Consider the following 18,729-nt stretch of genomic DNA (forward strand, 5'->3'; position numbering starts at 1 on the left):
AAAAGCACCCGCAGTTGGGGCTGAGGCGCGACCAAAAAAGTTCGAAAGGCTTCCAGGAACCCCAATCGATGGCCAATTGTAGAACCGTCTGACGTACGGCTCTCCGTTGGCTAGGGGTTCGTTCGGCTTTTGCAGTTCCTGATTCGTGCGGCCATATATCCGACCTGTAGGTGCGGCCATTCATGTGTCGCTGCCACAATGCCATTCGCGCGGCTCAGGCCCAATCGTAAGCTCGCACTCGAGGTGCACGGCCCCAGTCGGTTTTCCTGATCCGGCGGTATCAACCGGCTTGGTGCATTAGCTCCTGCCCGCACTTTCCAAACTCGTCAGTGATCGCTCGCCTTTGGCTCGGTTTATGCGATGAGCGGCTCCCTGTAGCGCTCGCCGTTCGCTGGACACGAGTCCCTAAGTGCACGGTTCGGGGGAGACTGAATTACCCAAGAGTTTGACTGGCGAGGGCATAGGTCACCGGTGCAACTGCGCCGTCGATGCCAAAATCGGAGAGGTGTTTGCCCAGCGACATGGTGAGCACCGTGTCGAAAACTGGCATTCCGCTGTGCGACAGAAAGGCAGCGAACTCGCCATTGTCCATGTGGGTGTCGATACGCAGGAAAGACCCCGCATGGTCGGCCACGTGCGGCCGGACGATCGCCACGGCGTCGGCGTCGCTTTCCGCCACGACCGGCCCCACGACATGGCCCCGTCCGAACGGCCGGCAGAGCGCGAATGCGTTCAGCTTATCGCCCTTGAAAAGACCATAGCCGGCCGAGTGTGCGAAAAGCTTCTCGATGAGCGCCGCCCGCCTCACGCCAAACCCTGCCGCGTCGAGCGCGATCACGGCGGGAATATCATTTTCGACTAAACTCCGGACTTCGCCGCGGGTATTTTCCTGCCCAACTGTCGTCTGCGCACGGACGATGCCCTGGCATTGATAAACGGTCTTCTCCGGCTGGAAGTCGAGCGAGAGATAGAGCCGCCTTGCCGCGCGCGTTGCGTTGAGGCGCAAGTCGCGGCCGACGACCTTGTCGAAGACCCGCTTCATCAACCATTGCGCCGCCCCCAGCGTCTGGAGTCGCGGTGAGGTGATGACCATGCCCACGGTGGCGAAATCGGTACCATGCGCGAACCACATGGCCGAGCCGAGAACCCGGCCGATCTCATCGAGCGCCACCAACCCCTGCCCCGATTCACGCACGAATTGCCAATCCTCGGCGCGATGCGGCCATCCCACGGAGAGCGAGAGCGCGTGCAAACGGTCCAGTTCGACGTCTTCGATGTCGCCAATCCGCATCGAGAAGGTATCGATTTTCAAGCTTCCGGACGGCTTCAATTCCATGCCCCTGCAAGATTTCCGCAACCAGAGCGCCACGCACCGATGGCCACCCTCTGCCGCCAACGCTAAACGAGCAGACCGATACGATTTGCTCGAAAGCCGCGCAGCAACGCAAGATTCAACTGAAACATTTCAGCTTTCGGCACGCAATCGCGAAAGAACGCAGGCATCCTCTTTGGAAATCTGGCAGCATATGGTCGACGGCACCGATCCCGGCCAATCCGAAACGCTTTGAGGGCTGGAATGGACGTCTTCGACATCCTCGATCGTCTCGTCGCCTTTCCATCGGTCGCCGGCAGGCCGAACGGCGACGTCGCCGGCTGGATCGAGGCCTATCTCGCGGAACAGGGAATCCAGGTCACCGTGCTTCCAGGGCCGGAAGGCGATCGTTCCAATCTTTTCGCGACGATCGGCCCTGCCGATGGCCCGGGCTACATACTGTCCGGCCATATGGACGTTGTTCCCGCCAGCGAGCCGCAATGGAGCTCGAGCCCTTTCGCGCTGCGCAAGGAGGGCGAACGGCTCTACGGACGAGGCACCACGGACATGAAGGGGTTTCTTGCCGCAGCACTCGCGGCCGCTCCCAGGCTTGCGGGACTGCGCCTTGCCAGGCCCATCCACCTCGCCTTCTCCTATGACGAGGAAGTGGGATGTCGCGGCGTGCCGCATTTGATCGCCCGCCTTCCCGAACTTTGCGCCAAGCCGCTCGGCGTCATCGTCGGCGAGCCGAGCGGCATGCGCGCCGTGCGCGGCCACAAGGGCAAGGCAGCCGCCCGCGTATCCATCAAGGGACGTGCGGGGCATTCCTCAAGACCCGATCTCGGCCTCAACGCCATCCATGCCATGGCCGCTGTGCTGGGCGCGGCCGTGAACGAGGCCGAACGGCTGACGCACGGTCCAGTCGACCCTGCCTTCGAGCCATCCTACTCCTCGCTGCAAGCTGGCGTCGTCGCGGGCGGACATCAGGTCAACATCATCCCCGACACCTGCACGCTGGACCTGGAGGCACGCGCCATACCTGGCGTCGACCCGGCGAGCCTGCTGGCGCCTGTGAGGGCACGCGCAGAGGCTCTCGCGGCGGATGGCTTTCGCATCGAGTGGAGTCCGATGAGCGCCTATCCGGCGATGTCGCTGCCGCCGGACGCGCCACTCGCTGGACTGCTGCACGCCTTGACCGGCGAGGTGCCGCTTGCCGCCGTCAGCTACGGTACGGAGGCCGGACTTTACCAGGCCGCCGGGCTCGATGCGATCATCTGCGGCCCCGGCGACATCGACCGCGCCCACAAGCCGGACGAATACATCCTTGCCAGCGAACTTGCCGCCTGCCAGCGATTGATCGAAGCGCTGGGCGCCCGCTGCGCGGCTTGAAAGGGAACTGGAATGACATTCCTGTTCAATTCCGATGCGCGCCGCGGGGCGGTCTTCGCCGATGCCTTCGCGAGAGACCTGCCGGACGTCCCCTTGACGATGAATGCCGCAACGGTCAATCCCGACACTGTGCGTTACCTGATCAGTTGGACCGTGCCGGATAATCTCGCCCGCTACAGGAACCTGGAAATCCTGTTCTCCATCGGCGCCGGCGTCGACCAGTTTCGCCTCGATGCGGTGCCTGCGAAGGTGAAGATCGTGCGCATGATCGAGCAAGGCATCGTGCGCATGATGCAGGAATATGTGACGCTTGCCGTGCTCGGGCTCCACCGCAACCTGCCTGGATATCTGGCGCAGCAGCGCGCCCGCGAATGGGCCGATATCGCGCAGCCGCAGGCCGGGTCGCGTCGGGTTGGCGTGCTCGGCCTCGGGCAGCTTGGCCAAGCCGTCCTCGATCGCCTGAAGCCCTTCGGCTTCCCGCTTGCAGGATGGAGCCGCTCGCCGCGGCGGATCGAGGGCGTGACCTGTCATCATGGCGAGCCCGGATTGAACGAGATGCTTGCGGCCAGCGACATTTTGATCTGCCTGCTGCCGCTGACCGAGGAGACGCGGGGTTTCCTCGATGCCGGCCTGCTTGCGAAACTGCCCGAGGGCGCGGCGCTCGTCCACACCGGCCGGGGGCCGCAGCTCGACCAGGAAGCCCTTGTCGCCGCACTCGACAGCGGCCACATTTCGGCGGCGATGATCGACGTCACCGATCCCGAACCGCTGCCGGCGGGCCATCCGTTCTGGTCGCATCCGAAGATCATTCTGACCCCGCATGTCGCCAGCGTCACCCAGCCCGCCAGCGCCGCACAGGCCGTTGTCGAAAACATCAAGCGTTACCGCGCCGGTCTTGACCCCATCGGGCTCGTCGACCGGTCGCGCGGCTATTGAATTTCAACATGAAAGGCTATCCCTTGTCCCTGCTCAAGACCGTCGATACCAGCCCTGCCTTCCAGCCGCGCGAATCCGGGGCGCTGCCCGAACGGCTGATTTCCGGCAACCCCGCCTTCAAGACCTGGGCTCAGGATGTCGCCAAGGGCGACCTCGTCCATACCGGCGTCTGGGAGGCGACGCCTGGCGAAACGCGCTCGATCAAGGGCGAGACTTTCGAGTTCTGCCACATCCTCTCCGGCGTGATCGAAATCACGCCCAACGGCGGCAAAACGGTGACCTACCGCGCCGGCGACAGCTTCGTGATGAAACCTGGCTTCACCGGGATTTGGAAGACCATCGAAACGGTCCGCAAGATCTACGTAACCGTGGGGTAGCGGGAGCGCGAAGGCGCCGGCCTCCGCAACAGATTTTGCCGTCTGTCATCGCCGGCACACAACAATCATCCGCGACCGATCGTCGAACGGTGCATGCTGCGCCAGAGCCCGCGCTAGGCTCCTGCAGAATATTCCAGAGTGGGTGCCATGGGCCTGAGCTTCGACCCGGATACCGTCTCCCTTCCCGTCGGCCATTTCATTGGCGGCGAGTTGATCGCGGCCGAGGGTGCGATCGAGATGCACCGACCGTCGGACGGCAAGGCATATGCCGCTTGCCCGGTGGCCGGCGTCGACATGGTCGACCGTGCCGTTGAAAGCGCCAACGCGGCGCTGAAGTCCAGCAACTGGGGCGGCGTTCGGCCGCGCGAACGGACGAAGGCACTCCAGGCCTGGGCCGACCTGATCGAAGCGGAAGCCGAAACGCTGGCCAGGATCGAGGCGCTGTGCTCCACCCGGCCTGTCGGCCAGCTCGTTGCCGGCGACATCGCGATAACCGCCGAGCAGATCCGTTTCTTTGCCGAATTCGCCGACAAGGAAGGCAGCGAGCTCGTGCCGACCGACGACGCCACTCTCGGCATGATCATGAGCGAGCCCTATGGCGTGGTCGGCGCGATCACGCCCTGGAATTTTCCCATCTCGATGGCCGGATGGAAGCTCGGTCCGGCATTGGCCGCGGGCAATGCGGTCGTGCTGAAGCCATCGGAAATGACTCCCTTTTCGGCAGTCTACATGGCGCAACTCGCCGTCAAAGCGGGCCTGCCGGCAGGGCTCATAAACGTGGTGCTGGGAGACGGTCCGACGACCGGCACGGCGCTGACCGGCCATCTCGATATCGCCAAGATCAGCTTCACCGGCTCGACCCGCGCCGGATCGGCAATCATGGAGAACGTGGCCCGCACCGGCGTCAAGCCGATGACGCTGGAACTCGGCGGCAAGAGCCCGCAGATCGTCTTTGCCGATGCCGATCTGGACAAGGCGGCAACGGCCGTCGCCGGCAGCGTCACTTTCAATGCCGGCCAGGCCTGCGTCGCCGGCACACGCCTGATCGTCGAGAGGAGCGTGGCCGACAGGCTGACGGCCGCGATCCTGGAGAGGATGAAGGCTGTGCGCCCCGGCCCGACCTGGGACGAGGCAACGCAATATTCGCCTGTTATCTCGGAGCGGCAGCGGGCGCGTGTCGACTGCATCGTGCGGGCCGCGATCGACGCCGGCGGCGAATGCCTGACCGGTGGCGGCGTCATGGACAGCCCCGGCTATTTCTACCAGCCGACGCTGATCGCCGATGTCGACCAGGCCAATCCGGCGATTGTCGAGGAAATCTTCGGCCCGGTCCTGACCATTCAGACCTTCGAGACCGAGGAAGAGGCGCTGGCGCTGTCCAGCCATCCAACCTACGGGCTGGCTTCCGGCCTGTTCACTTCCGACCTGTCCCGCACCATCCGCTTCGCGCGCAAGCTTGAGGCGGGCACCGTCTGGGTCAATCGCTACAGCCGCTCGCGCGACCATATCCTGCCGACCGGAGGCGACAAGCGCTCCGGCATCGGCAAGGATCTCGGCCGCGAGGCCTATCTCGCCAACCGCAGGACCAAGAGCGTCCTGATCAGCCTCTAGAGAGATGCCGATGAAGTCCTATTCGATTGCCCTGATCCCCGGTGACGGCATCGGCAGCGATGTGACCGCCGCCGCCTGGACGGTGCTGGAAACGGTGGCCGGAAACTTCGGCTTTGCGCTGACCGGAACCGAGTTCCCCTGGTCCTGCAAATTCTTCAAGGATACCGGCCGCATGATGCCGCAGGACGGCATCGAGACCTTGCGCGGCTTCGACGCCATCCTGCTCGGCGCGGTCGGCTGGCCGGCGGAAGTGCCGGATTCCGTCTCGCTACACGGCCTGCTGCTGCCGATCCGCAAGGCGTTCGTGCAGTACGCCAACATCCGGCCGCATCGCCTGCTGCCGGGCGTCACGGGACCGCTGCGGGCGGAGAACTTCGACATATTGTGCATCCGCGAGAATACCGAAGGTGAATATTCTGGTGCCGGCGGGCGCGTGCATCAAGGCACGCTGGACGAGGTCGCCGTGGAGACCTCGATCTTCACCCGCGCCGGCGTCGAGCGCATTCTGCGCTTCGGCTTCGAGCAGGCGCGGGCAAGGCGAGGCAAACTTGCCTCCGTCACCAAGTCCAACGCGCAGAAATACTCGATGGTGTTCTGGGACGAGATCACGCGAAAGCTGGCCGCGGACTATCCTGATATCGAAGTCACCAGCTATCATGTCGACGCGCTTGCCGCGCGCATGATCATGGCGCCGGAGAGTCTCGACGTGGTCGTTGCCTCCAACCTGTTCGGCGATATCCTCACCGACATCGGCGCGGCAATCCAGGGCGGGCTCGGCTATGCCGCCTCCGCCAACATCAATCCCGGCCGCTCGGCACCATCCATGTTCGAGCCGGTGCACGGCTCGGCGCCCGACATTGCCCATCTCGGCATCGCCAATCCGATCGCCGCCATCTGGTCCGGCGCCATGATGCTCGATCATCTCGGTGAAAAGGCAGCGGCCGACCGCGTCATCAAGGGGGTCGAGGCTGCAACCGCCAGAGGCATAGGCACCATTCCCGGCAAGGACCGGACGGAGGCCATCACGGCCGCCGTCGTCGCCGCGCTCACGTGATTGCAAGGTCGTATCCGATGAAAAACCTCAGAGACAAAAGCCTCTTCCGCGAAGCCGGCCTGATCGGCGGCGAATGGGTTGCTGCCGGCTCCGGCAGGACGGTCGACGTCATCGATCCGGCAACCCAGGTGGCGATCGGCACGGTGCCCGACATGGCCGGTCCGGAAACGCGTGCGGCCATAGAGGCCGCGGCTGCCGCCTATGGGGACTGGAAGAAGAAAACCAACGCCGAGCGTGCTACGCTGCTGGAGGCATGGCATGGCCTGATGCTTGCGCATCTGGACGATCTCGCGCTGATCCTGACGACGGAACAGGGCAAACCGCTGGACGAAGCCAAAGGCGAGATCCGTTACGGTGCGTCCTTCGTCAAATGGTTCGCGGAGGAAGCGCGCCGCATCAATGGCCACACCATCCCCTCACCCACCTCCGACCGCCGCATCATCGTGCTGAAAGAACCGGTTGGCGTTTGCGGCATCATTACGCCGTGGAACTTCCCCAATGCGATGATCACCCGCAAGGTCGCGCCGGCACTGGCCGCCGGCTGCACGGTGGTGATCAAGCCATCCGAGTTCACGCCCTATTCGGCGCTGGCGCTCGGCGTGCTTGCCGAACGCGCCGGCATCCCCGCCGGCGTCATCAACATCGTCACCGGCATGCCCACGGAGATCGGCAACGAAATCATGGCGAACGAGGCCGTCCGCAAGATCTCCTTCACCGGCTCGACGCGGGTCGGCTCGCTGCTGATGCGCGGGGCCGCCGACAGCGTGAAGCGGCTCAGCCTCGAACTCGGCGGCAACGCGCCCTTCATCGTCTTCGACGACGCCGATCTCGATCTCGCGATCGAGGGTGCACTCGTCTCGAAGTTCAGAAACGGCGGCCAAACCTGCGTCTGCGCCAACCGCATCCTCGTCCAGTCCGGCGTCTATGAAGCCTTCGCCGCCAAGCTATCCGCCCGCGTCAACGCCATGACGGTCGGACCGGGCACGCAGCCCGGCGTCGCCATCGGGCCGATGATCAACATGGCAGCGGTCGAGAAGATAAACCGCCACGTCGAGGACGCGCTCGCCAAGGGTGCTGCGATCATCACCGAGAAGCCGGCATTGCCCGACGGTCCTCAATATGTCGCGCCGCTGGTGCTGACCGGCGCCACGAAAGAGATGCAGCTTGCCGGTGAGGAAACGTTCGGCCCGGTCGCGCCGCTTTTCCGGTTCGAGACGGAAGAGGAGGCGATCGCGCTGGCCAACGGCACGCCCTACGGGCTTGCTTCCTACTTCTACACCGAAAACCTGAAACGCGCCTGGCGCGTCGGCGAGGCGTTGGAGTTCGGCATGGTGGGGTTGAACACCGGCTCGGTTTCGATCGAGGTCGCCCCTTTCGGCGGCGTCAAGCTGTCCGGCCTCGGGCGAGAGGGCGCGCAGGCCGGCATCGAGGAGTATCTCGAGATGAAGAGCTTTCACATCGGCGGGCTCAGCTGAGGCAATTTTTTGCCCAAGCCGGGCCAGACCGGCGATCACTGAATCCGGTCGAGCGCCTTGTAGTAGAGGCCGACCATCGGCAGGAACCAGGGCTTGCCGGAGTAACCGGGAATGGACGGCCATTCGAGCCCCTTCATCGGATTGCGGTCCTCGCGGCCGAGCATGGCATCGGCCAGGATCATGCCGAGATGGGTGGAAAGCTGCGCACCGTGGCCGGAATAGCCCATCGCGAACCAGACACCGTCATGGTAGCCGGCGCGCGGGAAGCGGTCCTTGGTCATGTCGACCAGCCCGCCCCAGCAATAATCGATCTCGACCTTGGCCAGCTGCGGAAAGATCGCCGCGAGGCCTGCCCGCAAGATCTCTCCGCTCCTGGCGTCGGAGCGCTGGTCCGATGTCGCCGAAAAGCGCGCGCGGCCGCCGAAGATCAGGCGCCTGTCGGGCGAAAGCCGGAAGTAGTTGCCGATGTTCATCGAGGTCACGCATGTCCGGTTGCCGGGCATGGTGGCGGCGATCTCGGCGTCGCTCAACGGCCGCGTGGCGATGATGAAGCTGCCGACGGAGATGATCCGGCGGCGGAAATAGCCGAAATCAGGCGTCGTGTAGGCGCCGGTCGCCACCAGCACATTGTCGGCGCTGATCCGGCCACGCGAGGTGGTCAGCTCATGCCTGCCGCCGGCCTGCTTGCGGCCCGTCACCGCCGCGTTCTCGTGGATCACGGCGCCGTGGCGGGCGGCTGAAGTGGCGAGACCCGCGACATAGCGGCCCATATGCATCATGGCGCTCTTCTTCGACAGCATCGCGCCGTGGAAGGGTGAACCGATCTCGGACTTGAGATCCGCCGCCGACAGCAGCGCCGTGTCCGGATCCACCTCGGCGTGAAGGGCTTCGAAATTGCGGGCGATTGATGCAAAATGCTGCGGCTTGGAGGCGAGCTTCAGCTTGCCGGCGCGGCGGAAATTGCAGTCGATGCCTTCCTCCGCGACTAGCGCCTCTATGGTGTCGACGGAGTCGTCCAGCGCCCGGTAGAGCGCGATTGCGCGGTCCTTGCCGAGCTCCGCCTTGGCGGAGAGATAGCCGTGGGCAAGGCCGTTGTTGAGGTGCCCGCCATTGCGGCCCGATGCGCCCCAGCCCACCCGCTCCGCCTCCAGCACGACCACCTTGGCACCGGCCTTCGCCAATTGGCGCGCGGCGGCGAGACCGGTGAAGCCACCGCCGATGACGGCGGCATCGTAGTGCCCCTCGACCGGGCCTTGCGCCCCTCCGGAAAAGGCAGGGGCGGTGTCGTGCCAGTAGGATACGAACTTCATCGGGAATCCGCCTGTTTCAGAGACCGACCACGCCTGCAAGACCCGAAATGTCCGATATTTCGACATAGCCGTAATACGGGTTGGCTGGTTCGTGGCCGCGATTGACCCAGACCTTGTTCTTGATGCCGAGGTCGTGTGCCGACATCAGGTCGTAGCGGAAAGAGGACGAGCAGTGAAGAACGTCCTCGGGGCCGCAGCCCAGCCTGTCGAACATATACTCGAAGGCTTGAAAACGAGGCTTGTAGGCCTGCGCCTCCTCAGCCGTGTAGACGGCATGGAACGGCGCACCAAGCTTTTCGACATTGGACATGATCTGCGCGTTCATGGCGTTGGACAGGATGACCAACGGAATTTCCTTGGCGACCTTCGCCAGGCCGGCCGGAACGTCGGCGTGCGGCCCCCAGGTCGGGACGCGCTCATAGATCACTCTGGCATCGTCGGCGCTGAAGGCAACGCCGTTGCGCTTGCAGGCGCGCTCGAGCGCATTGTGGACGACATCGGCATAGGGCTTCCAGTCGCCCATGATCTCGTCGAGCCGATACGCCGCGAAATTCTTGATGAACTCCTGCATGCGCGGCTCATCGAGCCGGCTGCCATAGAGATCGCGCGCCGCTTCCGCCATCTGGAAAAAGGTCAACGTGCCGTAGCAGTCGAAGGTGATGTATTTGGGCCTGAAGGAAGCCATGTCCGTCGATCTCCGGTGGAAGCACATCCGCGCTGGGATGTATTTCATCATAGGGCCGCCGGTGGCGACCCACCTGACCGAAATCGCCCTCCCGAAAGCAGAAAGTTCCGTATCCACCCGCTGGTTTGGCACGCTGTAGCATCTGGCGTGCCGATCGCGGCGCCGCGATCGGCGTGAAACGCATCCGCCGCGGCCAGTGCCAGCACAAGATGCGGTGCACCGCTTGCGCTACGGCGAAAGATACCGCCGAAGCCGATGCCTTCAGATGATCTGCGGCGCGCCGATGGCCGAGACTTGGGCACTAAACGGAAGGATGCCTCATGCAGCAGGGCGAGATCGAACTCCAGACCTTCGGGCCGGACCATATCGAGGGCGCCGTAGCGCTTTCTCGCCAGGAGAATTGGCCGCATCGCCCGCAGGACTGGCAGATGGCGCTGCAGCTCTCGAACGGTGCGGTCGCGCTCGACGACCAGGGCCGCGTCACCGGAACCATCCTGGTAACGCCCTATGGCATGGATTGCGCCATGATCAACATGGTGATCGTCGACAGGACTGTGCGGGGCAAGGGGCTTGGTCGCCGGCTGATGGATCAGGCCTTCGCCCTTGCCGGCGACCGTCCGTTGCGGCTCGTCGCGACAGCGGACGGCATTCCTCTCTATGAAAAGCTCGGCTTCGTGCCGTCCGGTACGATCCGGCAACATCAGGGCAGCGTTGCCAAGCTTGGTGCGCCCGACGGCGTGGAAGCTGCGGACACCGCCGATCTCCCGGAAATCAAGGCGCTGGACCGCGACGCCTACGGCGCCGACCGTGAAGCTCTCATCGATGCGCTGGCGGAGCGCGGCCAATTCGCCGTCATCCGCCGCAACGGCGCCATCGAGGCCTATGCCGCCATCCGCCCGTTCGGACGCGGCGAGGTGATCGGTCCGGTCATCGCGGGAAGCACCGACGAGGCTAAGGCCCTGATCGGCTTCTTTGCCGCGCCACGTCCCGGCGCCTTCCTGCGCGTCGATACCGGCAGCGGGACCGGCATCGCCGGCTGGCTGGAGGACATCGGCCTCGCCCGTGTCGGCGGTGGCGTGGCCATGGACCGTCCACCCAAGACGAACATGGAACAGGCATGGCCAAGAGTTTACGCCCTCGCCAACCAGGCGCTGGGCTAGTCCGGAGGATAGAATGCTCGCCAATTCCCTGATCGAACTCGACCGCGCCCATCTCATCCACCCGGTCTCTTCATACCGTGGTCATGAGGCGCAAGGCGTGCGCGTCTTGAAATCGGCGAAGGGGGCGACCGTGACCGATGCGTCCGGCCGGCAACTTCTCGACGGTTTCGCGGGACTGTGGTGCGTCAATGCCGGCTACGGCCACGACAGCATCGTCGAGGCGGCTGCCCGGCAGATGCGCGAGCTTCCCTACGCCACCGCCTATTTCGACCTCGGCTCTGAGCCGGCCATCCGGCTCGCTTCGGAACTGGCCGAGCGCGCGCCCGGAGATCTCAATCACGTCTTCTTCACACTTGGCGGGTCGGACGCGGTCGATAGCACGATCCGTTTCGTCCGCTACTACTGGAATGCCAGGGGCGAGCCAAAGCGCGACCAGTTCATTTCCATCGAGCAGGGCTATCACGGCTCGTCGGTGGTCGGCGCGGGCCTGACCGCCCTGCCCGCCTTTCACGCCGGTTTCGGCATTCCCTTCGAATGGCAGCACAAGATCCCTTCCCCCTATCCCTATCGCAACCCGGTGGGCGAGGACGGGAACGCGATCATCGCCGCATCACTCGCCGCGCTGAAGGCCAAGATCGAGGAGATCGGGCCGGAGCGGGTCGCTGCCTTCTATGCCGAGCCGATCCAGGGCTCAGGCGGCGTCATTGTTCCACCGAAAGGCTGGATCAAGGCGATGCGCGAGCTCTGCCGGGAGTACGGCATCCTGTTCATCGCCGACGAGGTGATCACCGGCTTCGGCCGCACGGGACCCTTGTTCGCCTGTACCGATGAGGACATCGTTCCCGATTTCATGACGACCGCGAAGGGGCTGACCTCGGGCTATGTTCCCATGGGCGCCGTGTTCATGGCCGATCATGTCTACGACGTCATCGCCGATGGCGCGGGCTCCTCGGCGGTCGGTCACGGCTACACCTATTCCGCTCATCCCGTCAGCGCCGCCGTCGCGCTCGAAGTGTTGAAGCTCTATGAAGACGGCCTTCTGGAGAATGGCATCAAGGCCGGCGCTCGCCTGATGGCGGGCTTGGAGGGCCTGAGGGACCACCCGCTCGTCGGCGATGTGCGCGGCCGCGGCATGCTTGCCGCGATCGAACTGGTGGTCGACAAGCAGAAGAAGACACCGCTTCCGGCGTCGGCCATGCCGGCGCGGCGCGTCTTCGACAGGGCATGGGACAATGGCCTGATCATCCGTGCCTTTGCGCATGGGGTTATCGGCTATGCACCGCCGCTCTGCTGCACCGACGGCGACATCGATGCGATCATCGAGCGCACGCGCCGGACGCTCGACCAGACACTGGACGATCCCGACATCCGCCAGGCCCTGGCATGACGGCAGACCAATACCCCCGTGTTTCGAAATAGCGCCGGGGCAGACGATTTCGCAATTTTGTGCCGCCCCCTCGCGCCTTTTCGGCGAATCCAGCGCGGGGGAAGTGCCAGACTGCTTATAAGACAAGGCCAGAAAGCTTGGATTTCCGGGCCTTCGAAAAAGGCCGACGCCCCGGACAGCACGGAATTTTGTTCTGTTCAACACATGCAATTCGGCCGTACGCAGAGGAGACCCAGTCTTGGCCAGGGGCTTTAGCGAATTCAAATACATGACCTTCGATGTCGTCGGCACGCTGATCGACTTCGAAGGCGGGATAACGACCTGCCTGGCCGGAATCGCCGCCGAGGCCGGCGTTTCGCTCGATGGTGAGGAAGCGCTGAGCCTTTACCGGCAGGCCCGCTACATGCCCGATGCGAGCCTGTTTCCCGACGATCTCCTACGTGTCTACATGGTCATCGCGCCACGGCTCGGCCTGCCGGCCGAGGAGAAATACGGCATCCGCCTGCGGGACTCCGCCAGCGTCTGGCAAGGCTTTCCTGACAGCGCGGCGGCATTGGCCGAGCTTGCGAAATCGCACAGGCTGATCGCCATGACCAATGCCCGGCGCTGGGCGCTCGATCATTTCGAGAAGCAACTCGGATCGCCCTTCTTCGCCACCTTCACGGCCGACGATACCGGCACGGAAAAACCGGACCCGGCCTTTTTCCAGAAGGTCTTCAATTTCGTCGCCTCAAGGGGCGACAGCAAGGATGACATCCTGCACGTCGCGCAAAGCCAGTATCACGATATCGGCATATCCCGGGCGCTTGGCTTGACCAACTGCTGGATCGAGCGCCGGCATGCCCAGAAGGGCTATGGCGGCACGATCGAGCCCGAGCGCTTCACCGTGCCGGACTACCACTTCACCTCAATGGCCGCGTTGGCGTCGGCCGTACGGGAAAGCCTGAAGCAACGAACCTGAGCCCAAGCCCGGAAAGCCGCGTCAAGACGAGCAAGCCGGAAAACAAACAGAAAGGGGAATGATATGACCGACAAGATCACGAACTGGACCAGCGCAGACGATGCCATGGTCGAAAATGCCATTCGGCGGGGCGCGAGCCGCCGCGAACTCCTCAAGATGCTGTTGGCCGGCGGCGCCGCGGTTGCCGCGGGCAGCATGGTGCTTGGCCGCGCCACCAATGCCGTCGCCGCCACGCCGGTTTCCGGCGGCAGCTTCAAGGCCGCCGGCTGGTCGTCCTCGACCGCCGACACGCTCGATCCGGCAAAGGCGTCGCTGTCGACCGACTATGTCCGCTGCTGCTCGCTCTACAACCGCCTGACTTTCCTCGACAAGGATGGCGTCACGCAGATGGAGTTGGCCGAAAGCTTCGACAGCAAGGACGCCAAGACCTGGACGGTGAAGCTGCGTAAGGGCGTCACCTTCCACGACGGCAAGGCCCTCACCGCCGACGACGTCGTCTTCTCGATGAAGCGCCATCTCGATCCGGCGATCGGTTCCAAGGTCGCCAAGATCGCCGCGCAGATGACCGGTTTCAAGGCCGTCGACAAGTCCACGGTCGAAATCACGCTCGCCGATCCGAATGCCGACCTTCCGACCATCCTGGCGCTGCATCACTTCATGATCATCGCCGATGGCACCACCGACTTCTCCAAAGGCAACGGCACCGGCGCCTTTGTGCTGCAAACGTTCGAACCAGGCGTGCGGTCGGTCGTCACCAAGAACAAGAACTACTGGAAATCCGGCAAGCCCTACCTCGACTCGTTCGAATTCATCGCCATCAGCGATGACAGCGCCCGCGTGAACGCCCTGCTTTCCGGTGACATCAACTTCGCCGCCTCGATCAATCCGCGCGCGATGAAGCTCATCGGCGGCCAGCAGGGCTTCGAATTGTCGAAGACGACCTCGGGCAACTACACCGACCTCAACATTCGGCTCGACATGGATCCCGGCAACAAGGCCGACTTCGTGACCGGCATGAAATACCTCGTCAACCGCGAGCAGATCGTCAAATCGGCATTGCGCGGCCTTGGCGAAGTCGGCAACGACCAGCCCGTCTCACCGGCGAACATCTTCCACAATGCCGACCTCAAGCCGAAGGCCTTCGACCCGGACAAGGCCAAATTCCACTTCCAGAAGTCGGGCCTGCTCGGTCAGTCCATCCCCGTGGTCGCCTCCGATGCCGCGACCTCGTCGATCGACATGGCGGTGATCATCCAAGCCGCCGGTGCCGATATCGGCATGAAGCTCGATGTCCAGCGCGTCCCGTCCGACGGCTACTGGGACAATTACTGGCTCAAGGCGCCGGTCCATTTCGGCAACATCAATCCACGCCCGACGCCGGACATCCTGTTCTCGCTGCTCTACGCCTCCAACGCGCCCTGGAACGAAAGCCAGTACAAGTCGGAGAAGTTCGACAAGCTGATGATCGAGGCGCGCGGCTCGCTCGACCAGGCCAAGCGCAAGGAAATCTACGGCCAGATGCAGACCATGGTCTCCGAGGAGGCCGGCACCATCATCCCAGCCTACATTTCCAACGTCGATGCCCTCTCCAGCAAGGTGAAGGGTTTGGAGGCGAACCCGCTCGGTGGCATGATGGGCTACGCAATGGCGGAATATCTCTGGCTCGAAGCCTGAGAGGCGCCTGCCAGGGACCGGACAGCCGGTCCCTGGCACTTATTGCGCAACATGGCTTGGCCGAACGCAACCGCAGGAGCGCTTCCATGACGTCTGGGGTTCTAAACCTCGTGTTGAAGCGGCTGGCAATCGCGGTCATCACGCTTCTGATCGTCCTGTTCGCCGTTTTTTTCGCCACCAGCATGCTGCCCTGCGACACCGCGTCGATCCTGCTCGGCCAGGCGGCGACACCCGAAGCCGTCGCCGGCCTGCGCGAGGCCATGCATCTCAACGATCCGGCAATCCTGCGCTTCCTGCGCTGGCTTCTCGGCCTGCTCCACGGCGATCTCGGCACCTCCTATGCCAATGAGATGCCGGTCGCGGCACTGATCGGCGGGCGCTTCATCAACACCATGGAGCTCGCCGGCATCACCACGCTGCTCTCGGTCCCCCTGGCGCTGACGCTGGGCATCACCGCCGCCATGCTGCGCGGCTCGCTCTACGACCGCACCGTCACCATTCTTTCGATCGGCGTCATCTCGGTGCCGGAATTCATGGTCGCCACGCTGGCGGTCCTGCTTTTCGCCGTTTATCTCAAATGGCTGCCAGCGCTTTCCTCGGTCAATGAGGCGCATACGCTGACCGACCTCGTGCGCATCTATGCAATGCCGGTGATCACGCTCACCTTCGTCATCTCCGCCCAGATGATCCGCATGACCCGCGCCGCGGTGATCGAAACGCTCTCCACGCCTTATGTCGAGATGGCGCTTCTCAAAGGCGCCTCACGCGGCCGCATGGTGCTCAAGCACGCACTCCCCAATGCGCTCGGGCCAATCGTCAACGCGGTTGCGCTGTCGCTGTCCTATCTGGTCGGCGGCGTCATCATCGTGGAGACGATCTTCAACTATCCCGGCATCGCCAAGCTGATGGTCGATGCCGTCGCGACCCGCGACCTGCCGCTGATCCAGAGCTGCGCGATGATCTTTTGCCTTGGCTATCTCTTGCTCATCACCGTCGCCGACATCATCGCCATCATGTCCAACCCGAGGCTCAGGTGACGATGGCGCGCGTGGCAGCTTCCCGACGGTCATTCCTTGGCCACAGCTACAATCTCGTGGGCGTCGTGGCCGCGCTGGTCATCCTGGCGTGGACGCTGATCGCCATCTTCGCGCCTTACATCATTCCCCATTCGATCGGCGATATCGTCGACGACGATTATTTCGGCCCGATGCGTCAGGGCCTATGGCTCGGCTCGGACTATCTGGGCCGCGACATGCTCTCGCGGGTGCTGATGGGCGCGCGCTACACCGTCGGCATATCGCTCGCAGCCGTCGCCATCGCCTGCTTCTCGGGCGTCGTGCTGGGGATGATCGCTGCCGTCACCGGCGGCTGGCTCGACAGCTGCCTTAGCCGCTTCCTCGATGCCATGAACTCCATCCCCAGCAAGCTGTTCGGCCTTGTGGTCGTCGCCGCTGTCGGCTCGTCGATCCCGGCGCTGATCCTGACGCTCGCCGTCATCTATATTCCCGGCGCCTACCGTTTCGCGCGGGCGCTCGCGGTCAACATCAACAGCATGGACTTCATGACCGTCGCTCGCGTCCGCGGCGAAAGCACCGCCTATCTCATCGGGTCCGAGATCCTACCCAATATCATGCGCCCGGTTCTGGCCGACTTCGGCCTGCGCTTCGTCTTCATCGTGCTCTTGCTCTCAGGCCTGTCCTTCCTCGGGCTCGGCCTGCAGCCGCCGCTCGCCGACTGGGGCGCGCTGGTGCGCGAGAACATCGGCGGCCTGCCCTTCGCGGCGCCCGCGGTCATCATTCCGTCGCTGGCGATCGCCAGCCTCACCATCAGCGTCAACCTGCTGATCGACAACCTGCCGCAGAAGATCAGGGACAGGGACGCATGACCAATCTCGTCGAGGTCAGGAACCTAAGGATCGAGGCGACGACCGACGCCGGTCGTGTCGTCGAAATCATCAAGGGCGTCAGCCTCGACATCGCCGATGGCGAGATCGTCGCCCTGATCGGTGAGAGCGGTTCCGGCAAGACGACGATCGCGCTCTCGCTGATGGGCTATGCGCGGCCTGGCTGCCGGATTACCGGCGGCGAAATCAATGTCAACGGCAAGAACATGGCGGCACTTTCCGAAAAGCAGCGCGCCAGGTTGCGCGGCACCGACATTGCCTATGTTCCGCAAAGTGCCGCCGCCTCCTTCAACCCCTCGTCCACCATCATGGAGCAGGTGATCGAGGTTACGCGCATCCACGGGCTGATGTCGCCCGAGCAGGCGCGCAAGCGCGCGGTCGAGCTGTTCCGGGCCTTGTCGTTGCCGGATCCGGAAGGGATCGGCGCGCGCTACCCGCACCAGGTTTCGGGCGGGCAATTGCAGCGGCTGTCGGCGGCCATGGCGCTCATCGGCGATCCCAAGCTGATGATCTTCGACGAGCCGACGACGGCACTCGACGTGACGACGCAGATCGACGTGCTGAAGGCATTCAAGTCGGTCATGCGGGCGGGCGGAATAGCGGGGGTCTACGTTTCCCACGACCTCGCCGTCGTCGCCCAGATCGCCGACCACATCGTCGTGCTGAAGGGCGGCGAAGTGCAGGAGACAGGCACCACGGCGCAGATACTTTCGGCTGCCCAGCACCCCTATACGCGCGAACTGCTGGCTGCCTTCGAGCCGAAACCGCGGCAAGCGCATGCGGACGCGGATGCCGGGACGAAAGAGCTGCTGCGTATCGACAATGTGACCGCCGGCTACGGCGCGGTGCGGGGTGACGGACTGCCGATTATCCGCGCGGTCGATTCCGTCACCCTAGTCGTCGAGAAGGGACGCAATCTCGGCGTCATCGGCGAATCCGGCTGCGGAAAATCGACGCTGGCGCGCGTCATCGCCGGCATCCATCCGGCGGCGGCCGGCGACATCGTCTTCGACGGCAAGGAATTGGAGCGCACTGCGGGGAAACGCAGCCAGGACCAGCTGCGCGAGATGCAGATCGTGTTCCAGTATGCCGACACCGCGCTCAATCCAGCCAAGCCGGTGGAGGACATCATCTCCCGCCCGCTGGCCTTCTATCACGGGCTCGACAGACAGGCGCGCTCGAAGCGCGTCGACGAACTGCTCGACATGGTTCGCCTGCCGAGGGGCCTGCGCTATCGCCGTCCGTCGGAGCTCTCGGGCGGCCAGAAGCAACGCGTGAACTTCGCGCGCGCTCTGGCGGCCGACCCCAAGCTCATCATCTGCGACGAAATCACCTCGGCGCTCGACACGGTGGTCGCGGCCGCCGTGATCCAACTGCTCAAGGAGTTGCAGCGCGAGTTGGGCCTTTCCTATATTTTCATCAGCCACGACCTCTCCGTCGTCGAAGCGATCTGCGACGAAATCATGGTCATGTATAATGGGCAGCGGGTGGAGCA

General features: G+C 64.0%; 17 protein-coding genes. 14 read left to right on the forward strand and 3 right to left on the reverse strand.

Features of this window, described 5'->3' with window-relative positions; genetic code table 11:
- Nucleotides 1-433 precede the first annotated feature (433 nt).
- Nucleotides 434-1,336: a GNAT family N-acetyltransferase gene (locus tag FJ471_RS22135; RefSeq protein ID WP_140806870.1), complete on the reverse strand. Its 903-nt coding sequence runs from the start codon at nucleotides 1,334-1,336 to the stop codon at nucleotides 434-436.
- Nucleotides 1,337-1,576: 240 nt separating this feature from the next.
- On the opposite strand from FJ471_RS22135, the gene argE reads away from it, so the two are divergent.
- The 6 genes from argE (at nucleotide 1,577) to FJ471_RS22165 (ending at nucleotide 8,154) form a co-directional block, all read left to right on the forward strand.
- Complete coding sequence (gene argE, locus FJ471_RS22140) at nucleotides 1,577-2,701, forward strand: acetylornithine deacetylase (RefSeq protein WP_140806871.1); 1,125 nt, start codon at nucleotides 1,577-1,579, stop codon at nucleotides 2,699-2,701.
- Between the two features lie 12 nt (nucleotides 2,702-2,713).
- Nucleotides 2,714-3,637, forward strand: a complete 924-nt coding sequence (locus FJ471_RS22145) for a glyoxylate/hydroxypyruvate reductase A (RefSeq protein ID WP_140806872.1) — start codon at nucleotides 2,714-2,716, stop codon at nucleotides 3,635-3,637.
- 23 nt (nucleotides 3,638-3,660) lie between these two features.
- A complete protein-coding gene (locus FJ471_RS22150; protein WP_140806885.1) occupies nucleotides 3,661-4,014 on the forward strand; it encodes a cupin domain-containing protein in 354 nt (117 codons plus the stop codon).
- Nucleotides 4,015-4,161: 147 nt separating this feature from the next.
- On the forward strand, nucleotides 4,162-5,625 hold the full coding sequence (locus FJ471_RS22155; RefSeq protein WP_140806873.1) for an aldehyde dehydrogenase family protein: 1,464 nt from the start codon (nucleotides 4,162-4,164) through the stop codon (nucleotides 5,623-5,625).
- A gap of 10 nt (nucleotides 5,626-5,635) precedes the next feature.
- A complete protein-coding gene (locus FJ471_RS22160) occupies nucleotides 5,636-6,679 on the forward strand; it encodes a tartrate dehydrogenase (RefSeq protein ID WP_140806874.1) in 1,044 nt (347 codons plus the stop codon).
- A gap of 17 nt (nucleotides 6,680-6,696) precedes the next feature.
- A complete protein-coding gene (locus FJ471_RS22165; protein WP_140806875.1) occupies nucleotides 6,697-8,154 on the forward strand; it encodes an NAD-dependent succinate-semialdehyde dehydrogenase in 1,458 nt (485 codons plus the stop codon).
- Nucleotides 8,155-8,189: 35 nt separating this feature from the next.
- On the opposite strand, the gene FJ471_RS22170 is transcribed toward FJ471_RS22165, so the two are convergent.
- Nucleotides 8,190-9,464: an FAD-binding oxidoreductase gene (locus FJ471_RS22170; RefSeq protein ID WP_140806876.1), complete on the reverse strand. Its 1,275-nt coding sequence runs from the start codon at nucleotides 9,462-9,464 to the stop codon at nucleotides 8,190-8,192.
- Nucleotides 9,465-9,480: 16 nt separating this feature from the next.
- Nucleotides 9,481-10,149: a haloacid dehalogenase type II gene (locus FJ471_RS22175; RefSeq protein ID WP_140663699.1), complete on the reverse strand. Its 669-nt coding sequence runs from the start codon at nucleotides 10,147-10,149 to the stop codon at nucleotides 9,481-9,483.
- Here FJ471_RS22175 and FJ471_RS34870 point away from each other — a divergent pair.
- The 8 genes from FJ471_RS34870 to FJ471_RS22210 all read left to right on the forward strand — a co-directional run.
- A complete protein-coding gene (locus FJ471_RS34870) occupies nucleotides 10,148-10,288 on the forward strand; it encodes a hypothetical protein (RefSeq protein ID WP_181173042.1) in 141 nt (46 codons plus the stop codon). The two genes, FJ471_RS22175 and FJ471_RS34870, sit on opposite strands and share 2 nt — an antisense overlap.
- A 181-nt stretch (nucleotides 10,289-10,469) precedes the next feature.
- Entirely contained in the window at nucleotides 10,470-11,309 is an 840-nt protein-coding gene (locus FJ471_RS22180) for a GNAT family N-acetyltransferase (RefSeq protein ID WP_140806877.1), read from the forward strand.
- 13 nt (nucleotides 11,310-11,322) lie between these two features.
- The gene (locus FJ471_RS22185) at nucleotides 11,323-12,696 is read left to right on the forward strand and encodes an aspartate aminotransferase family protein (protein ID WP_140806878.1); all 1,374 of its coding nucleotides are present in this window, start codon (nucleotides 11,323-11,325) and stop codon (nucleotides 12,694-12,696) included.
- Between the two features lie 238 nt (nucleotides 12,697-12,934).
- Complete coding sequence (locus tag FJ471_RS22190; RefSeq protein WP_140806879.1) at nucleotides 12,935-13,657, forward strand: HAD-IA family hydrolase; 723 nt, start codon at nucleotides 12,935-12,937, stop codon at nucleotides 13,655-13,657.
- A gap of 63 nt (nucleotides 13,658-13,720) precedes the next feature.
- Complete coding sequence (locus tag FJ471_RS22195; RefSeq protein WP_140663706.1) at nucleotides 13,721-15,331, forward strand: ABC transporter substrate-binding protein; 1,611 nt, start codon at nucleotides 13,721-13,723, stop codon at nucleotides 15,329-15,331.
- Between the two features lie 86 nt (nucleotides 15,332-15,417).
- Entirely contained in the window at nucleotides 15,418-16,368 is a 951-nt protein-coding gene (locus FJ471_RS22200; RefSeq protein WP_140806880.1) for an ABC transporter permease, read from the forward strand.
- A 2-nt stretch (nucleotides 16,369-16,370) separates the two neighbouring features.
- Nucleotides 16,371-17,216 (forward strand): ABC transporter permease, encoded by an 846-nt coding sequence (locus FJ471_RS22205; protein ID WP_140806886.1) that lies wholly within the window; start codon nucleotides 16,371-16,373, stop codon nucleotides 17,214-17,216.
- The coding region (locus FJ471_RS22210) for an ABC transporter ATP-binding protein (protein ID WP_140806881.1) at nucleotides 17,213-18,729 on the forward strand (1,517 nt) is incomplete at its 3' end. The genes FJ471_RS22205 and FJ471_RS22210, both read left to right, overlap by 4 nt.

It is taken from the genome of Mesorhizobium sp. B2-7-1 (assembly GCF_006440735.1).
In the GTDB taxonomy this organism is placed as follows: Bacteria; Pseudomonadota; Alphaproteobacteria; order Rhizobiales; family Rhizobiaceae; genus Mesorhizobium.

What these genes read in the sequence shown, in the direction of transcription:
- FJ471_RS34870 (WP_181173042.1), top strand. Translation starts at nt 10,148, where the DNA reads ATGTCCGTCGATCTCCGGTGGAAGCACATCCGCGCTGGGATGTATTTC.
- FJ471_RS22145 (WP_140806872.1), top strand. Translation starts at nt 2,714, where the DNA reads ATGACATTCCTGTTCAATTCCGATGCGCGCCGCGGGGCGGTCTTCGCC.
- FJ471_RS22155 (WP_140806873.1), top strand. Translation starts at nt 4,162, where the DNA reads ATGGGCCTGAGCTTCGACCCGGATACCGTCTCCCTTCCCGTCGGCCAT.
- FJ471_RS22180 (WP_140806877.1), top strand. Translation starts at nt 10,470, where the DNA reads ATGCAGCAGGGCGAGATCGAACTCCAGACCTTCGGGCCGGACCATATC.
- argE (WP_140806871.1), top strand. Translation starts at nt 1,577, where the DNA reads ATGGACGTCTTCGACATCCTCGATCGTCTCGTCGCCTTTCCATCGGTC.
- FJ471_RS22170 (WP_140806876.1), bottom strand. Translation starts at nt 9,464, where the DNA reads ATGAAGTTCGTATCCTACTGGCACGACACCGCCCCTGCCTTTTCCGGA.
- FJ471_RS22175 (WP_140663699.1), bottom strand. Translation starts at nt 10,149, where the DNA reads ATGGCTTCCTTCAGGCCCAAATACATCACCTTCGACTGCTACGGCACG.
- FJ471_RS22185 (WP_140806878.1), top strand. Translation starts at nt 11,323, where the DNA reads ATGCTCGCCAATTCCCTGATCGAACTCGACCGCGCCCATCTCATCCAC.
- FJ471_RS22165 (WP_140806875.1), top strand. Translation starts at nt 6,697, where the DNA reads ATGAAAAACCTCAGAGACAAAAGCCTCTTCCGCGAAGCCGGCCTGATC.
- FJ471_RS22195 (WP_140663706.1), top strand. Translation starts at nt 13,721, where the DNA reads ATGACCGACAAGATCACGAACTGGACCAGCGCAGACGATGCCATGGTC.
- FJ471_RS22200 (WP_140806880.1), top strand. Translation starts at nt 15,418, where the DNA reads ATGACGTCTGGGGTTCTAAACCTCGTGTTGAAGCGGCTGGCAATCGCG.
- FJ471_RS22205 (WP_140806886.1), top strand. Translation starts at nt 16,371, where the DNA reads ATGGCGCGCGTGGCAGCTTCCCGACGGTCATTCCTTGGCCACAGCTAC.
- FJ471_RS22160 (WP_140806874.1), top strand. Translation starts at nt 5,636, where the DNA reads ATGAAGTCCTATTCGATTGCCCTGATCCCCGGTGACGGCATCGGCAGC.
- FJ471_RS22135 (WP_140806870.1), bottom strand. Translation starts at nt 1,336, where the DNA reads ATGGAATTGAAGCCGTCCGGAAGCTTGAAAATCGATACCTTCTCGATG.